12 protein-coding genes are annotated in these 15,748 nt (G+C 67.5%); 6 read left to right on the forward strand and 6 right to left on the reverse strand.

Going from position 1 to position 15,748, the window contains the following annotated elements; genetic code table 11:
* Positions 1–36: 36 nt before the first annotated feature.
* A complete protein-coding gene (locus tag ITJ67_RS01795; protein WP_194676553.1) occupies positions 37–1,752 on the reverse strand; it encodes an amidase in 1,716 nt (571 codons plus the stop codon).
* Complete coding sequence (locus ITJ67_RS01800) at positions 1,749–2,789, reverse strand: agmatine deiminase family protein (RefSeq protein WP_194676554.1); 1,041 nt, start codon at positions 2,787–2,789, stop codon at positions 1,749–1,751. Before ITJ67_RS01800 ends, ITJ67_RS01795 begins: the two co-directional genes overlap by 4 nt.
* A gap of 82 nt (positions 2,790–2,871) precedes the next feature.
* Between ITJ67_RS01800 and ITJ67_RS01805 the strand changes: the two genes are divergently transcribed.
* Positions 2,872–3,507, forward strand: a complete 636-nt coding sequence (locus ITJ67_RS01805) for a TetR/AcrR family transcriptional regulator (RefSeq protein WP_160073938.1) — start codon at positions 2,872–2,874, stop codon at positions 3,505–3,507.
* Positions 3,497–5,317: a DEAD/DEAH box helicase gene (locus ITJ67_RS01810; protein ID WP_160073940.1), complete on the forward strand. Its 1,821-nt coding sequence runs from the start codon at positions 3,497–3,499 to the stop codon at positions 5,315–5,317. Before ITJ67_RS01805 ends, ITJ67_RS01810 begins: the two co-directional genes overlap by 11 nt.
* Positions 5,318–5,604: 287 nt before the next feature.
* Here the strand turns inward: ITJ67_RS01810 and ITJ67_RS01815 are convergent, their stop codons facing one another.
* Complete coding sequence (locus tag ITJ67_RS01815) at positions 5,605–7,722, reverse strand: Cna B-type domain-containing protein (protein WP_228502163.1); 2,118 nt, start codon at positions 7,720–7,722, stop codon at positions 5,605–5,607.
* 166 nt (positions 7,723–7,888) lie between these two features.
* On the opposite strand from ITJ67_RS01815, the gene ITJ67_RS01820 reads away from it, so the two are divergent.
* Both ITJ67_RS01820 and ITJ67_RS01825 read left to right on the forward strand, forming a co-directional pair.
* On the forward strand, positions 7,889–9,325 hold the full coding sequence (locus ITJ67_RS01820; protein ID WP_236558533.1) for a GH1 family beta-glucosidase: 1,437 nt from the start codon (positions 7,889–7,891) through the stop codon (positions 9,323–9,325).
* On the forward strand, positions 9,322–9,993 hold the full coding sequence (locus ITJ67_RS01825; RefSeq protein WP_160073946.1) for an HAD family hydrolase: 672 nt from the start codon (positions 9,322–9,324) through the stop codon (positions 9,991–9,993). Before ITJ67_RS01820 ends, ITJ67_RS01825 begins: the two co-directional genes overlap by 4 nt.
* Positions 9,994–10,110: 117 nt before the next feature.
* Here ITJ67_RS01825 and ITJ67_RS01830 read toward each other — a convergent pair whose 3' ends face one another.
* Genes ITJ67_RS01830 through ITJ67_RS01840 form a run of 3 tightly spaced genes read right to left on the reverse strand, consistent with a single transcriptional unit; the run spans position 10,111 to position 13,293 of the window.
* The gene (locus ITJ67_RS01830; protein WP_160073948.1) at positions 10,111–11,007 is read right to left on the reverse strand and encodes a glycine betaine ABC transporter substrate-binding protein; all 897 of its coding nucleotides are present in this window, start codon (positions 11,005–11,007) and stop codon (positions 10,111–10,113) included.
* A gap of 43 nt (positions 11,008–11,050) precedes the next feature.
* Positions 11,051–12,028: an ABC transporter permease gene (locus ITJ67_RS01835; RefSeq protein ID WP_160073950.1), complete on the reverse strand. Its 978-nt coding sequence runs from the start codon at positions 12,026–12,028 to the stop codon at positions 11,051–11,053.
* A complete protein-coding gene (locus ITJ67_RS01840) occupies positions 12,025–13,293 on the reverse strand; it encodes a quaternary amine ABC transporter ATP-binding protein (protein ID WP_104299607.1) in 1,269 nt (422 codons plus the stop codon). The genes ITJ67_RS01835 and ITJ67_RS01840 overlap by 4 nt, the downstream gene beginning before the upstream one ends.
* Before the next feature lie 461 nt (positions 13,294–13,754).
* Here ITJ67_RS01840 and ITJ67_RS01845 point away from each other — a divergent pair, with 461 nt between their 5' ends.
* Both ITJ67_RS01845 and ITJ67_RS01850 read left to right on the forward strand, forming a co-directional pair.
* Positions 13,755–14,597, forward strand: a complete 843-nt coding sequence (locus ITJ67_RS01845; protein ID WP_194676556.1) for a CPBP family intramembrane glutamic endopeptidase — start codon at positions 13,755–13,757, stop codon at positions 14,595–14,597.
* A 196-nt stretch (positions 14,598–14,793) separates the two neighbouring features.
* The gene (locus tag ITJ67_RS01850; protein WP_194676557.1) at positions 14,794–15,675 is read left to right on the forward strand and encodes a hypothetical protein; all 882 of its coding nucleotides are present in this window, start codon (positions 14,794–14,796) and stop codon (positions 15,673–15,675) included.
* Positions 15,676–15,748: the final 73 nt, after the last annotated feature.

Genomic DNA, 15,748 nt, shown 5'->3' on the forward strand with positions numbered 1-15,748 from the left:
GCCACGACTCTGTCGGGACCGAGGTGCGGCGAGATGTCAGAGCCGCGGCGTGCGCGGCGGCTCCGTGCGGCGCTCGCCCGTCGCCTCGAAGGCTGCGGCGAGGCGGAGGAGCGCCGTGTCGTCGTAGGCCCTCCCCGCGAAGGTGAGCCCCACCGGCATCCCGATGTCCGCCATCGTGCCCATGGGCACGGTCACGGTGGGGATGCCCAGGTGACGGATGGCGAGGTTCCCGTTCGCGACCCACACGCCGTTGCGCCAGCCCAGGTCTGCTGAGGCCACGTCGACGTCCATGTCGGCTGGGCCCACGTCGGCCACCGCGGGAAAGACGACGGCGTCGAGGCGTTGCGCGAGCATCCACTCCTCGAGGTCGACCCGCCGAGTCTCCTCGAGGCCGCGCACGCCGGCGGCCAGCTCCGGGATGTCGGCGAACGAGGCGACCGGATGCTCGCGCACGTGGTCTGGGTAGGTGGCGATGTCGTCATCGAAGCCCGTGTAGCGATCCGGGAGCGCCCCCTCGGGGTGCGGGAAGATGCGCGAGCCGTCGACCTGCGTCAGGGAGTTGAGCTCGGGGTCGGCGTTCGCCGCGAGGAAGTCCTCCCACCCCCACGCCGACAGGTCGACGATCTCCCGCTTGAGGTACTCGGGGGAGATGAGCCCCCGCTTGTGGATCTTCGGAGCTCCCGGCCGGTCGCCCTCGTAGTTCGACACGACGGGGAAGTCGACCTCGACGACGGTCGCGCCCGCCGCCTCGAGGTCAGCCCGCGCCGCCTCCCAGAGCTCGACGATGGATCGACGCGTGTCGATCTTCTGGCCGGTCGGGCCGCCGATACCCGGCTCGAGCGACGTTCCAGCCTCCGAGTCCGCGTTGATGTACATGCGAGGAACGCCGATGCGGGTACTCGCGAGGCTCGCACGCGCATCCGCCTGGTTCGACGGGAGCAGGGCGACGTACGAGGCGGGACGCACCTCCGAGACGGGAGGGATGCGCACCCACGGCTGCGCACGCCAGAAGTCGCCTCGCGTCTGGGGATCTTCGGCCACCACCACGTCGAGCACCTCGAGGAGGTCGGCCATGGAGCGAGCGTGGGGGACGACGACGTCCATCGTCGGGACGAGCGGCCAGTTGCCGCGCACCGAGATCACGCCTCGTGAGGGCGTGTACGCGCACAGCGCGTTGTTGGAAGCCGGGGCTCGACCGCTCGACCAGGTCTCCTCGCCGAGGCCGAACGCGGCGAAGCTCGCGCCCGTCGCGGTTCCCGAGCCGTTCGAGGACCCGGAGCCGAATGCGGACGTCAGGAACGCGGCGTTGTACGGGCTCTCGGCGCGGCCATACTCGCCGCGCTGCATGCCGCCATTCGCCATCGGCGGCATGTTCGTGAGTCCGAGGCAGATCGCACCCCCTGCGCGGAGGCGCTCGATCGTGAACGCGTCGCGCTGCGCGACGAGGCCCGCGAAGGCGGGGCTCCCGGACGCCGCGGTCAGGCCCTCGACGAGGTAGCTGTCCTTGGCCGTGTAGGGGATGCCGTCGAGCGGGCCGAGCAGGCGCCCCGCCGCGCGGCGCCGGTCCGAGGCGCGAGCCTCCTCGAGCGCATCCGGGTTCTCGACCACCACTGCGTTGAGGTTCGGGCCGCTCACGTCGTAGGCAGCGATCCTCGCGAGGTAGGCCTCGACCAGGCCGGCGCTCGTCGCGCGCCCGTCCTCGAGTGCGGTCCGCAGCTGCGCGATCGTCGCCTCGACCACGTCGAAGCTCACCGTGCGCCCCCGAGCGTGGGCTGCTGCTGGGTGATGCAGTGGATGCCGCCCCCGCGCGCGAACAGCTCACGGGCATCCACCGACACGACCGTGCGGCCGGGGTAGACCGACTCGAGCACCTCGCGCGCCCGCGCATCCGCCGCGTCGTCGTCGAAGCCGCACGCGATGACGCCGTCGTTCGTGACGAGGTGGTTGACGTAGCTCCAGTCGACGAAGCCCTCCTCATCGCGCAGCGTGCTCGGCGCCGGGATGCCGACGATCTCGAGTTCTCGGCCGGCGGCGTCCCGCTGGCCCGCGAGGTGCTCGCGCAGGCCGGCGACGACCTGGTGGTCCGGATGCTCGGGGTCGAGCTGCTCGTGCAGGAGGAGCGTGCCAGGCGCGGTGAGGGTCGCGACGATGTCGACGTGCCCGTTCGTGCCGAACTCGTCGTAGTCGCGGGTGAGCCCCCGCGGCAGCCAGATGGTGTGCGTCGCGCCCAGGGTCCTCGCGAACTCGGCCTCGACGCGCGCCTTGTCGGCGAGCGGGTTGCGTCGCGGATCGAGCTGCACGGTCTCCGTCGCGAGCAGCGTGCCCTCGCCATCGACATGGATGCCGCCGCCCTCGTTGACGAGCAGCGAGCTCACGAGCTCAGCGCCGCTCGCCTCAGCCACGAAGCGGCCGATCCCCGCCGATTTCTGCCACTCGGCCCAAGCCGGCGCGCCCCAGCCGTTGAAGATCCAGTCGACGGCGCCGAGGACGCCGGGTCGTTCGTCGTCGGTGACGAAGGTCGGGCCGATGTCGCGCATCCAGAACTCGTCGAGGGGTGCCTCGAGGATCTCGATCTCCTCGCCGAGCATCCGGCGGGCGCGGTGCAGCTCGCTGGGATCGACGACCATCGTGACGGGTTCGAAGCGCGCGACGGCGTGCGCGACCGCGGTCCAGGCGGCGTAGCCGGCCTCACGCTGCGCGGCGGTGTCGCCGAGTGTGATCCCCTCGCGGGGGAAGGCCATCCACGTGCGATCGTGCGGCGCCGTCTCGGCGGGCATCTTCCAGGCCATATCCGGTCCTCCAGAACTCGATGCGAGCATTGTTGATCATCTGATCAACAAGTGCTCGAAGAGTACGTAGACTCGGGACATCGTGTCAAGAGCCATCAGGAAGCCAGCAGCAGAGCGCCGCGCCGACATCACCGCGGCCGCGATCGACCTCGCCCTCGAGGAGGGGCTCGCCGGTATCACCATGCGCGCCGTCGCCACCCGAATCGGTGTTGCCCCCGCCCTCGTCGCCCACTACGAGCCCAACATGGACGAGCTCGTCACGTCCACGTTCAGGGCCATCGTGGGAGGTGAGCTCGACGAGCTCGAAGCGCAGCTCGCGCCCGTCTCGTCGGCCTCCAAGAGGCTCGACCTGCTCGTGAGCACCCTCCTCGACGGCAGCCGCGACGCCGTCACGCACGTGTGGGTCGACGGATGGTCGCTCGGGCGGCGCAACGAGATCCTCGCCGAGGGGGTGCGAGCCGAGATGGACAGATGGCACGCTGCCATAACGCGCATCCTCGTCGAGGGAAGCGCGACGGGGGAGTTCCGAGTCCGCGAGGCGGACGCCGTCGCGTGGCAGATCCTCGGCATGATCGACGGCCTCAACGCCCACGCGCTCGTCCGCTGGGGGCGCGATGCAGACCGCGCCGATCTGCTTCGCTCAGTGCTTGATGCGATACTCAGAACTGAAACTGCCCAAATTCCTACAGAAACGACTAGTCTAAAGCGTGACTTCTAGCAATTCTTCCGTTCAGACCGAGGCCGAGGCTCCCTCCGAAGAGGCCCAGGCCCTGCCTACATTCGCCGATCTCGGTCTTGACGGGCCCGTACTCAAGGTCCTCAGCGACGTCGGGTACGAGACCCCCTCCGCCATTCAGGCCGCGACCATCCCCACCCTCCTCGAAGGCCGCGACGTCGTCGGCCTCGCGCAGACGGGAACCGGCAAGACCGCCGCGTTCGCGCTGCCCATCCTCTCCCAGCTCGACGTCGACCAGAAGACGCCTCAGGCGCTCGTGCTGGCACCGACCCGCGAACTCGCACTCCAGGTGTGCGAGGCGTTCGAGAAGTACGCGGCCCGCATGCGCGGCGTCCACGTGCTACCCATCTACGGCGGCCAGGGCTACGGCGTCCAGCTCTCCGCGCTGCGTCGCGGCGTGCACATCGTCGTCGGCACCCCGGGTCGCATCATGGACCACCTCTCGAAGGGCACGCTCGACCTCAGCGAGCTCAAGTTCCTCGTCCTCGACGAGGCCGACGAGATGCTCAAGATGGGCTTCGCGGAAGACGTCGAGACGATCCTCGCCGACACCCCGGACACCAAGCAGGTCGCGCTGTTCTCGGCGACCATGCCGTCGCAGATCCGCCGCATCTCGAAGAAGTACCTCAACGACCCCGCCGAGATCACGGTCAAGACGAAGACCACCACCTCGTCGACGATCACGCAGCGCTACCTCATCGTGAGCTATGCGCAGAAGGTCGACGCGCTCACGCGCATCCTCGAGGTCGAGAACTTCGAAGGCATGATCATCTTCGTTCGCACGAAGAACGAGACGGAGGGCCTCGCCGAGAAGCTCCGCGCACGCGGCTACTCGGCTGCAGCCATCAACGGCGACGTCGCTCAGGTGCAGCGCGAGCGCACCGTCAACCAGCTGAAGTCGGGCAAGCTCGACATCCTCGTCGCGACTGACGTCGCGGCACGCGGTCTCGACGTGGAGCGCATCAGTCACGTCGTGAACTTCGACATCCCGACCGACACCGAGTCGTACGTGCACCGCATCGGCCGCACGGGCCGTGCCGGTCGCACCGGTGACGCGATCAGCTTCATCACGCCGCGCGAGCGCTACCTGCTCGGCCAGATCGAGAAGGCGACCAAGCAGGAGCTCACGCAGATGCAGCTCCCCAGCGTCGACGACGTCAACACGACGCGCCTCACGCGCTTTGATGACGCCATCAGCGAGGCGCTCACGCAGTCCGACCGTGTCGAGAAGTTCCGCGACATCATCGAGCACTACGTGCGCCACCACGACGTACCGGAAGCCGACGTCGCGGCTGCCCTCGCAATCGTGGCCCAGGGCGAGACCCCCCTGCTCCTCGACGCGGAAGCAGAGCGCAAGGAGCGCTTCGAGCGCAACCAGCGCGAGCAGGCCGAGCGCAAGGAGCGTCGTGACCGCGAAGGTGGCGGCGACAGCCGTGGCTCGCGAGGTGGCGACCGCCGTGAGAGCGGTGGAGAACGTGCGCCCCGCCGCTCGCGCTCGAACGGCAAGCCCATGGCCATGTACCGCCTCGCCGTCGGCAAGCGCCACAAGGTCGAGCCCCGCCAGATCGTGGGCGCGCTCGCGAACGAGGGTGGCCTGAGCCGCGACGACTTCGGTGCGATCGACATCCGCCCCGGCTTCTCGCTCGTCGAGCTGCCCGCCGACCTGTCGAACGATGTGCTCGACAAGCTCACCGGCACGCGCATCTCGGGCAAGCTCATCGAGCTGACCCCAGACCGCGGACCGTCGCGCGACTCGGGCGACCGCCCCTACAAGAAGCGCTACGACAGCTGAATCGAGACTTCGTGAGATGCCCCTCGCCCGTGTGGCGAGGGGCATCTCTGCTTTGTCCAGGCTGCCGCTCGCTTGTGTCGAGGTGACTTCCTCCTCCTCGGGAAGCCCCTGCCTCGGGGGCCGAGATCGATGCGGAAACCGCTGTCGACTTCGCTTGTCGAGCGCAGGGCGGTCGAAGGTTCTTGGGCGTGGCGGCATCGTCGACGAGTCCAGCACAGCCCGCAGACGAAAAGGCGGGCCACTCGTGAGAGTGACCCGCCTTTCCGCACTGGACTCCTCGGGGGAGACTAGTCGCGCGCGGTGCGCCGGCGCTTCAGCATGAAGAGCGCGCCCCCGGCCAGGCTCAGCAGGGCCGCGGTTGGAATCAGCCAATTCGGCATCTCTCCTCCCGTCGTGGCGAGGCTTCCGCCGTTCTGCGGCGTCGTAGGTGGCACGGGCTTGTCGGGCTGCGTCGTGGACGCCTCCGGGGTCGTTGGCGGCTGAGGAGGAACAGCGGGCTCAGTCGCCGTGGGCGTTGGCGTCGTGGTCGACGCAGGTGTTCCGGTCGGTTCTGGCGATCCGGTCGGTGTGGGCTTCGGCGTGGCCGTGGGTGTTGGGGTAGCCGTGGGAGTTGAAGTGGGCCCTGGTGTCGAGGTCGGCGTCGGTTTCGGTGTCGATGTCGGCGTCGCGGTCGGCTCGAGCGTTGAAGTCGGCGTGGCTGTGGGCTCAGGCGTTGCGGTGGGCTCGGGCGTCGGTGTCGGTGTCGGCGTCTGCGTCTGCGTGTTCGTGACCGTGATCACTGCACAGGCGTTCGACTTGGTGAGATCGACCGAATACGGCCCGGATACAACCGACGTGTAACCGGCGACCGCTTCCTCTTCGATCGTGTACGTGACCGGCTCGCCCGGGGCGAGCTGCGTCGGCAGGTTTTGCCAGACGTAGTGCTGAGTGCCGGGCGCCAACGTCACCGTCTGGTCCGCCAGCAGGGCGCCATCGAGGCCGACGGCGGGTGCGCCGTTCGCCAAGAGCTTGAATGTCGCGGCAGGCACGTCGAGTGGGCCCGCGGCCGGGGCTGCAGGGCAGGAACCCGTCCCGGCGCGCACGCCGGCTTCTGACTTGCCCGCCCACTGCTTCGCGAGCATGAGAGAGGTCGTGGGCTGCTCGGCGAACTCGGTGTCGCCCCAGCCTGAGGCGCTCACGAACTTGAACCAACCTCCGTCGACGACCTCGCCATCGATTTCGGTGGACGTGATGCTGGCGGAGTTCTTGATCTCGGCGTTCACCTTGGGGAGCACCGTGCGGTAAGAGAGCGCGTACTGGGCGTTGTCGCTCGGCTTCACGCCCTGCGATGCGAGGTAGTCACTGATGCGCAGCTCGAGCGTTGTCGAACCGTCCGGGTCAGTGGCGAAGGTGAGGAACTCACTGTCGGCAAGGCCGGAGAACGACTGGGGCGTGCCTCCGTCGCGGACGCTGAGTGTGAGGAAGTTCTTCAGGTACGGGCCAGCGAGCAGGCCGTCGAGCTCGGCTGCGGTGAGCGTCCGTCGTCCGTCGTCCGGGTCTTGTTTGATCTCAGGCGCGAACCCACCGAGGTTCTGCAGCTTGTCTTTCAGGATGATGTTCTGGCCGATGGTCGTGGGCTCGCCAGTCTGCCAGTTGTTCAGCTCCACGAACCATTGCGCGAAGATCTGACCGCTGTTCGCCGGCTGGATCCACGCGAAGTCGTACGCTGAGGAATCGAGCTTCAGCTTCTGCTGGAGGTTGACCGAGTCGCTGCTGTTGCCCGACCATTTGGTGATCATCATGGGGTTCTCGCCGGGAGCGGCACCGAACTTGATGACGGGGAGATATACGGCCTGGGCACCGATGGTGACCCGGTTGTCGACGGGGCTGCCCTCATCCGGGGCCTTCACGTAGGTGATGACGTACTCGAAGCCACCCGAAAGGGTGGTGGCACCAGCAGCGGCGTCGGTGAAGGTGACCGTGACTCTTCCGGTGCCGTTCGGGACGGCCGTGGCGATCTGCCCGAGCGCCACACTCTCGGTCGATGCCACGGCGAAGCCATCTGGCAGCGTCACATCGAACGAATCGCCCGGTGCCACCCCTGTTGGCATGCTGAAGCTGAAGGCCAGTTTGTAGGGCTGGTTCGGCGAAACCGTCTCAACGGCCTCGCCCGCTGCGTTGGTCAACGTGACGCCGCTTGTCGTTGGTTGCACGGTTGCTGCCGCCGCGCTTTGCGCAGCGAATGTCAGGCCTGCGAGTGCGAGTGCCGCGACGAGCAATGTCTTGAGAGTCGCCCCCGCGGTGTCTCGAAATGTGCGTTTCACTTCTCGTCTTTCCCCCGTCTGCTGGCCCCTTGGCACAGCACGAAAAACAAGACTATAGCCCGGTCCAATACTGCATCGGTCCGGATGTATGTAAATCCGCATTCTTCACTAATAATTCCTGGTTCTGCTGATGGAGCACATCACAGCGTCGGTCGGGGGTGTTCTCCGCTGTGACCAGCTGGCTGAGGTGAACGCCACGGCCGCCGTCCACCGCTTCGCTAGAGTTGGCGTGCGCGACGACGCGCGTCCCACTCAGCCAAGGAGTATCGTGCCTGAACCCACCGCGGCATCTTCCCCTCGAGTCTTCTCCGACGATTTCGTCTGGGGCTCTGCAACCGCCTCCTACCAGATCGAAGGCGGTGCGGCAGAAGGCGGGAGGACCCCGTCGATCTGGGACACGTTCTCGCACACCCCGGGCAAGGTCGAGGGCGGCGACACCGGTGACGTGGCCATCGACCACTTCCACCGGTGGCGCGACGACGTCGAGACCATCACGGAGATGGGTCTGGATGCGTACCGCTTCTCGATCTCCTGGTCACGAGTGCAGCCCGGCGGCTCCGGCGCGTTCAATGAGGAGGGCATCCGCTTCTACTCCGACCTCCTCGATGCGCTCGTGGCGGCTGGAGTGAAGCCCGTGGCGACCCTCTACCACTGGGACCTGCCGCAGGAGCTCGAAGACGAAGGCGGCTGGGCGAACCGCAACACCTCATACGCCTTCGCGGAGTACGCGGCCCGCATGGCCGCCGAGTTCGGCGACCGCGTGCACACGTGGTCCACGCTCAACGAGCCGTTCTGCACGGCCTACCTCGGCTACGCCTCCGGCGTCCACGCGCCTGGGCGCACCGAGCCAGCCGCAGCGCTCGCGGCCTGCCACCACCTCAATCTCGCGCACGGCCTCGCCACGCGGGCCATCCGCACAGCGGTCGGCGAAGACGCCGTGGTCTCGGTCACCCTGAACTTCCATGTCATCCGCCCGGACGACCCCGAGTCCGCCGCCGACCGTGACGCCGTCCGCCAGATCGACGCCCTCGCGAACCGAGTCTTCCTCGGCCCCATGCTCTCGGGGCACTACGACGAGGACCTCATCCACGACACCCGCCACGTGACCGACTGGTCGTTCGTGCTGCCGGGCGACACCCAGCTCATCCACCAGCGCATCGATGTGCTCGGAGTGAACTACTACACGACGTTCCGCGTAAAGAAGTACCTGGGCACGGGGGAGCGCTCGCGCAACGACGGCCACGGAGAGTCCGCGGCGAGCCCCTGGGTGGGGGTCACCGACATCGACTTCGTCGACCAGGGGGCGCCCTACACGTCGATGGGCTGGAGCATCTTCCCCGACGGCCTCACCGAGCTCCTCGTGTCGCTCAGCGAACGCTACCCGGGGCAGGCGCTCATGGTCACCGAGAACGGCGCCGCCTTCCCCGATGTCGTCAGCGAGGACGGGCTCGTGCACGACCCGGAGCGCGTCGCGTACTACCGTGACCACATCGCCGCCATCGCAGACGCCATCGACGCCGGAGCTGACGTTCGCGGCTACTTCGCCTGGTCGCTGTTCGACAACTTCGAGTGGGCGTTCGGCTACAACATGCGCTTCGGCATCCTCCGCGTCGACTACGACACGCTCGAGCGCACCTGGAAGGACTCGGGGCGCTGGTACCAGCAGCTCATCGCCACGCGCACCCTCCCAGGGGCTGGTGCATGAGCGCGGTCGAACTCGTCATCTTCGACTGCGACGGGGTTCTGGTCGACAGCGAGGTGCTCGCGGTGCGGATCGAGCGGGAGATGCTCGCAGAGCTCGGCTGGCAGCTCACGCAGGACGAGCACGTCGCCCGGTTCCTCGGCACCTCCCAGGCGACCTTCGAGCGGAAGCTGCAGGAAGGACTCGGGCGTCCCGTGCCGGAGGGATGGTTCGCGCTGCAGCGCGAGACGCTCTTCCGTGCCTTCGACACCGAGCTGACGGCCGTCGACGGCCTCCCGGAGGCGCTCGCCGTCATCCAGGACGAGCTGGGGCTCGCGAGCTGTGTCGCCTCGAGCGGAGATCACGCGAAGCTCAGCAAGACGCTGGGGCACACCGGGCTCCACCCGCGCTTCGAGGGACGCATCTACAGCGCCACCGAAGTCGAGCACGGGAAGCCGGCGCCCGATCTGTTCCTTCATGCCGCCGACCGCATGGGCGTCGACCCCGGCAAGTGCGTCGTCGTCGAGGACAGCGCGTACGGCGTGCAGGCAGCGGTGGCAGCCGGGATGCACGCCTACGGCTTCGCGGGCGGACTCACGCCACGTGCATGGCTCGAAGATGCCGGTGCGCAGACGTTCGAGCACATGGCCGAGCTCCCGGCGCTCATCCGGGGCCATCAGCACCGCCACTGAAGGACGGTGGCTCCGCTTCGAGCCACCATCCTCGCGCGCCGAGAACGCAACGAGCCCACCCCGACAGATCGGGGTGGGCTCGTGTGGTTCGCGGGCTCCGCGAGACCGAAGTGCGGGCTACGCCGTGAGCGAGTCCACGTACTCCTGGTTCTCGGAGATCCACTGCTCGACGATCGGCGCGTAGTCGTCCGTGTCGTTCTCGTTGAACATCAGGTTCTCGAGCGAGTAGAGCTGCTCGGAGTCCATCTTGAAGTTCTGGATCCATGCCGCCGCGGTCGGGTGCGTCTCCACGATGTCGGCCTTGCCGTACGAGTGGATGCCCTCGGCGTCGCCCAGGAGACCCTGCGGGTCCTCGAGGTCACGCACGGGGAACGCGTCGTAGGCCCAGTGCGGGCGCCACAGCGTGACGACGATGTTCTCGCCGTTGTTCGTCGCCGTCTGCAGCTCGGTGAGCATCGCAGCGGTGGACGAGGTCTGGTAGTTCATCCCCTCGAGGCCATAGCCGGGGATGACGTCCTCCTGCGTGACGCGCGTGAGGCCAGCACCAGGCTCGATGCCGATGATGGTGTTGCCGAACTGGTCGGCCGAGCCGGCGAGCTCCTCCAGCGAGGTGATCGGGGAGTCCTCGTTGACCGCGATGGTCAGCGATGCCTCGTCGTTCCACGCGCCCAGGTCGACGATGTCGTCGCCGTACTCTGCGACGTAGTCGGAGTGCGTGACCGGCAGCCACGTGTCGAGCGTCAGGTCGTAGTCGCCCGTGGAGAGACCGGAGTATACCGGAGCCGGGTCCGCGTACTCGAGCTCGACGTTGTAGCCCTGCTCGGTGAGGATCGCCTTCCACAGCTCGGACGCGGCGATGCCCTCGTCCCAGCCGTTGAACACGGCGATCGTGATGTCCTGCTGGTCGCCGTTCTCGAGCGTCTCAGCGGCGGTGTCGCCGGAGCATCCGGTGAGGGCGAGTGCCGCAGCGGAAGCCGCCGCGATCCCGGTGATGATTCGTTTCTTGGTACGCATGCGCGTCCTTTCGTTTCTGGTTAGGGGGAGTTGAGGTCTGTGGTCAGGCGGTGCCGGCCGCGACCGGCGCCCGAGTCGGGGTGGAGCTCGTGTCGACCTGCTCGAGATCTCCAGCCGCCTCGCGCTTCTGGGTGCGCTTGGAGCGGAGGAACGACGGCACGCGACGCTTCTGCCCGGCGAATGCGGCGGTCACCCGGTCGAGGAACATCGCGAGGATGACGACGGAGATGCCGGCCTCGAAGCCGAGGGCTACGTCGATCCGGTTGAGGCTCTGCACGACCTGCGCGCCGAGACCGCCCGCGCCGACCATTCCGGCGATGACGACCATCGACAGTGCGAGCATGATGACCTGGTTGACGCCGGCCATGATGGACGGCATCGCGAGCGGCAGCTGGATCTGACGCAGGATGCGGCCAGGGGTCGCGCCGAACGCGCGGCCGGCCTCGACCACTTCCTTGTCGACTCCGCGGATGCCCAGCTCGGTCATGCGCACGCCGGGTGCCATGGCGAAGATGATCGTCGCCACGATGCCGGGCACGACGCCCACGCGGAACAGGATGAGCGCGGGGATCAGGTACACGAACGCTGGCATGGTCTGCATGAAGTCGAGCACCGGCTTGATGGCGCTCGATGCTGCATCCGACTTCGCAGCCCAGATGCCCAGCGGGATGCTGAAGAGGATCGCGAGCGCACTTGCGACGAGCACGAGCGCGAGCGTCGCCATGGCGTTCTCCCACTGGTTCACGCCGACGATGACGAGGAAGCCGAGAAGGCTGCCGACGGCGAGCTTCCAGCCCTTCGCGAAGTACGCGATCGCGACGACGAGAATGAGGATCGCCCAGAACGGCGGCGTCTCGAGCACCCAGTAGACGCCCTCGTACATGCCCTGGAAGAGCGAGCGGATGACGGTGAAGACGCCGGAGAGCGCGTTCGTCAGCCAGTCGACGACCGCCTCCGCCCCGTCGCCGAGGGGAAGCCGGAACGTGGCCGGCAGGGTTGTGAGTGCGGTGGCCGCGATCATGCGTGGCTCCCTTCGAGAGTCTCTGCGATGTCCGCCGGGCTGACGCTCGTGACGGGGTCGATGATCGGGAGCAGGCCCGTGGTGCTCGGCACGTTGGCGAGCGAGGCGAGGATCGTGACGCGGGGAACCACACCGAGGAGGCGCTGGTTCTCGTCGACGACCGCGATCGGCAGGGTCGAGTCGACGGACAGCTCGAACAGGTCGGAGAGCGGCGTCTCGGGGGAGACCATCGCGATGTCGCGCTTGATGGCGCTCGCGAGGTCGGGCTGGCCGTCCTTCACGAGGCGCATGACGTGGCGGTCGATGACGGCGCCCTCGAGCTTGCGGCCCGTCGACGTGATGAACGCTCCGCCAGTCTGCGTGTCGCGCATGACGCGAAGCGCACCGCGTGGTCCCGCGCTCTGCGGGACGACTGCGCGTGCGGGTTCCATGACGCTGCCGGCCGTGAGCACACGAGCCCGGTCCACATCCTGGACGAACTGCGCGACGTAGTCGTTGGCCGGGTCCGTGAGGATCTCCTCCGGCGTTCCGATCTGCACGATCGCGCCGTCCCGCATGACTGCGATCCGGTCGCCGAGGAACATGGCCTCGTTGAGGTCGTGCGTGATGAAGATGATGGTCTTGCCGAGCTCGGCCTGCAGCTCGACGAGCTCTTCCTGCATCTCGCGGCGAATGAGCGGGTCGAGGGCGCTGAACGCCTCGTCCATGAGCAGGATGTCGGTCTCGGCCGTCAGAGCTCGGGCGATACCGACGCGCTGCTGCATTCCGCCGGACAGCTCGGACGGCAGCGAGTCGGCCCACTGGCCGAGGCTCACACGCTCGAGCACCTTGCGGGCTCGCTCGTTCCGCTCAGCGCGGGGGACACCCTGAACCTCGAGGCCGAAGGCTGCGTTCTCGAGCACCGTGCGGTGCGGGAAGAGCGCGAAGTGCTGGAACACCATGGAGACGTGGTTCTGTCGCACGCTGCGGACCTCGGCGGCGTCGGCCGTCGCGAGGTCGGTGCCGTGGATCACGATGCTGCCGGCGGTGGGCTCGAGCAGACCGTTGAGGGTCCGGATGAGGGTGGACTTGCCCGAGCCGGAGAGGCCCATGACGACGAAGATCTCGCCCTGCTTGACGTCGAAGGTGGCGTCGATGACTGCCGCGGTGACTCCAGCGCCGAGTTCAGATCTCGGCGTTCCGGAGCTCAGTCGCTTCGCGGCTTCCTTGGGCTTGCGCCCGAAGACCTTGGTGAGGCCCTTCACAGACACAGCTGTGTCGTTCACGCGTTCTCCCTGCGGTAGATGGATCGGACGCGAAAGGTCGCAGCGCTTCTCGACGGTGCCTCGGTGGGGGAGGTCGTCGCGGTGGCGGCGGAGTACCAGGCGGATCAGCGCCAGAATCTCGATTGGGCGCGGATGCCACCCCAGGCGCGCGCTGCCGATCAAAATTGCCTAACTGAGGCAGCGGATAAAGCGCTCTGGGTTGGTCTTTCGCGGGGAATCGCGGCGCCGAACCGGTGTGGCGGCGATTGCTCCGAGAGTCAACGGTAGCAAGGGGGGTTCCCCGGGTATCGCCTGAAAGCCCTGATTTTCCGCCAAAGTCGCTGCATTCGCCGGGTGGCAACCTGGCGTCTCGCCTACGCTCATGCGGATCGCAGCGTGAACCGGGATAGTTACCGGAGCGTTACATCGTTGAGTGCATTCGGGCCAATCATCCGCCCAAGTTGGCCTGGGAGGATAGGCAAATGAGCGAACGAGCGCAGGATCCGCCCGTCACTGGCGCCCTCGAGCAAGCGCCCCCGCGCACCCGACTCCTGAACCTCGTCGCCGCCCTGCTGGTGGTGTGCAGCGCAACCGTCCTCTTCGCCCTGGAGAGCAACCTCGGCTATCTCCCGCTCGTCGCAGGAGTGGCCCTCGCGTTCGTCGCCGATCGGAGCCTGGGGCGCGACCTACTGCTCATCGGAATCGGTATGGGCATCATCAGCCTCCACTCGATGAAGGCCGACATCTCGTGGGGCAACATCTTCGTCATGGGCACCGTGCTGTCGCTCGCCGTCGCCGTGCCGTATGCGATCTCCAGATGGGTCTACAAGGACCACGCCGTGCGGTTCCCGCTGCGTCGAGGGACACCGTGGTCGCGACCCGAGAAGATCTGGCTCGGCCTCGTGCTGGTTCTGGGCTGGCTCATCCTGCCGTTCTACTTCATCACCTCCGGCGTCTACCAGAACTGGCCAGCCGTCACGACGGCATCCGAAATCGGGCGCCTCTTCGTCGGCGTCGGGTTCGTCGGCATCTGGGACGAGCTCTTCTTCATCTGCACGGTCTTCACGCTCCTGCTCCGCCACTTCCCGTTCTGGGTCGCCAACGCCCTGCAGTCGATCGTGTTCGTGTCGTTCCTGTGGGAGCTCGGCTACCAGTCGTGGGGGCCGCTCCTGACACTCCCGTTCGCGCTCATCCAGGGCTGGATCTTCACGAAGACGAAGTCGCTCACGTACGTCATCTGCGTGCACCTGCTCTTCGACCTCGTCGTGTTCCTCGTCATCGTCCACGCCCATCACCCCGCCTGGCTCCCGATCTTCCTGTACTAGCTGCCCCCTGCCTCTGCCTCGTCCCCGTCATCGCTGCCCGGCGTTTCGCCCCCTGTAGGTGTCGTCAGAGGGACAAACGCCGGGCAGCGATCGCCGGGCAGTGTGCGGCGTGGGCGTCTCCACCGACTCTGGAGGCGGCGGGGCTGTGGAGAGCAGCTCGTGCATAGCCGGAGATCGAGGCGACGGTCGGAGTGTCGTGCGCGTCTACCTTCACGGCATGCCGCTGCCGCGCCCGTTGCCTGATGACCTCACGAGTGATGAGGGGTTCTCCGTATCAGCCGCGATGGCGCTCAATGTGCCCAGGAAGCGGCTCGAAGCCAGCGACCTCGTCGCCACGCACCACGGCATCCGGGTATCTGCTCGGAGCGTCGCGCCACGTGACCTCGATCTGAGCCTCGTTCGAGCGCGCCTCGGGCCCGGGCAAGTGCTTGCTGAAGCCTCGGGCGCTCGTTGTTGGGGGCTTCCGCTGCCCTGGAAGCTCGAGGTCGAGATGATCACCCACGTCGCAGTCGAGCAGCCCGCACATCCGCCGACCGGGAAGCTGATTCGCGGATATCGCCTGGATTCCAAGCGGTTCGTGCTGGCAGGCCTGTTGGGCATCCCGACCCTCGCGCCCGCGACCCTCCTGGCGCAGCTTGCCGCGCGCCTCACCCTCACGCAGGCGGTGGTGTTCGCGGATGCACTCCGCACGTCGTTCGAGCACTACCCGGGTCGAAGCCAGCTCGTCCCGATGCACACGCTCGAGGAGCTCACCATGACCGCGCGACAGTGGAAGGGTCGCCCCGGGGCGACGACTCTCCGCTCCGCGCTTGAGCTCTCGAGGTCAGGATCGGAGTCTCCGAAGGAAACGCAGCTCAGGCTGCTCATCATCGGCGCAGGGTTCTCCGAACCTGTCATGCAGCACAGTCTCTCCGTGCCCGGACACGGAAAAGCGCGCATCGATCTCGCCTACGTGCGCGAGAAGATCGCCATCGAGTTCGAGGGCGAGGGGCACTTCAAGGGCGCGGCCTCAGCGCGAAGGGACCTGGCACGAACGGAGGCACTGCAGAGAGCCGGAGGGCGAAACGCCGGGCAGTGATCGGCGGGCGCGGGGGCGGGGCGGAAGCGGGCGCGGGGCGGGCCTGCGCGAAAACGACGACGCCGCCTGCAGG

Origin of the sequence: Pseudoclavibacter sp. VKM Ac-2867 (assembly GCF_015351275.1) — a bacterium.
GTDB lineage: Bacteria > Actinomycetota > Actinomycetes > Actinomycetales > Microbacteriaceae > Pseudoclavibacter.

Coding starts and splice junctions, on each gene's coding strand:
- ITJ67_RS01830 (WP_160073948.1), bottom strand. CDS start 11,007: ATGCGTACCAAGAAACGAATCATCACCGGGATCGCGGCGGCTTCCGCT.
- ITJ67_RS01835 (WP_160073950.1), bottom strand. CDS start 12,028: ATGATCGCGGCCACCGCACTCACAACCCTGCCGGCCACGTTCCGGCTT.
- ITJ67_RS01800 (WP_194676554.1), bottom strand. CDS start 2,789: ATGGCCTGGAAGATGCCCGCCGAGACGGCGCCGCACGATCGCACGTGG.
- ITJ67_RS01825 (WP_160073946.1), top strand. CDS start 9,322: ATGAGCGCGGTCGAACTCGTCATCTTCGACTGCGACGGGGTTCTGGTC.
- ITJ67_RS01845 (WP_194676556.1), top strand. CDS start 13,755: ATGAGCGAACGAGCGCAGGATCCGCCCGTCACTGGCGCCCTCGAGCAA.
- ITJ67_RS01815 (WP_228502163.1), bottom strand. CDS start 7,722: ATGCGGATTTACATACATCCGGACCGATGCAGTATTGGACCGGGCTAT.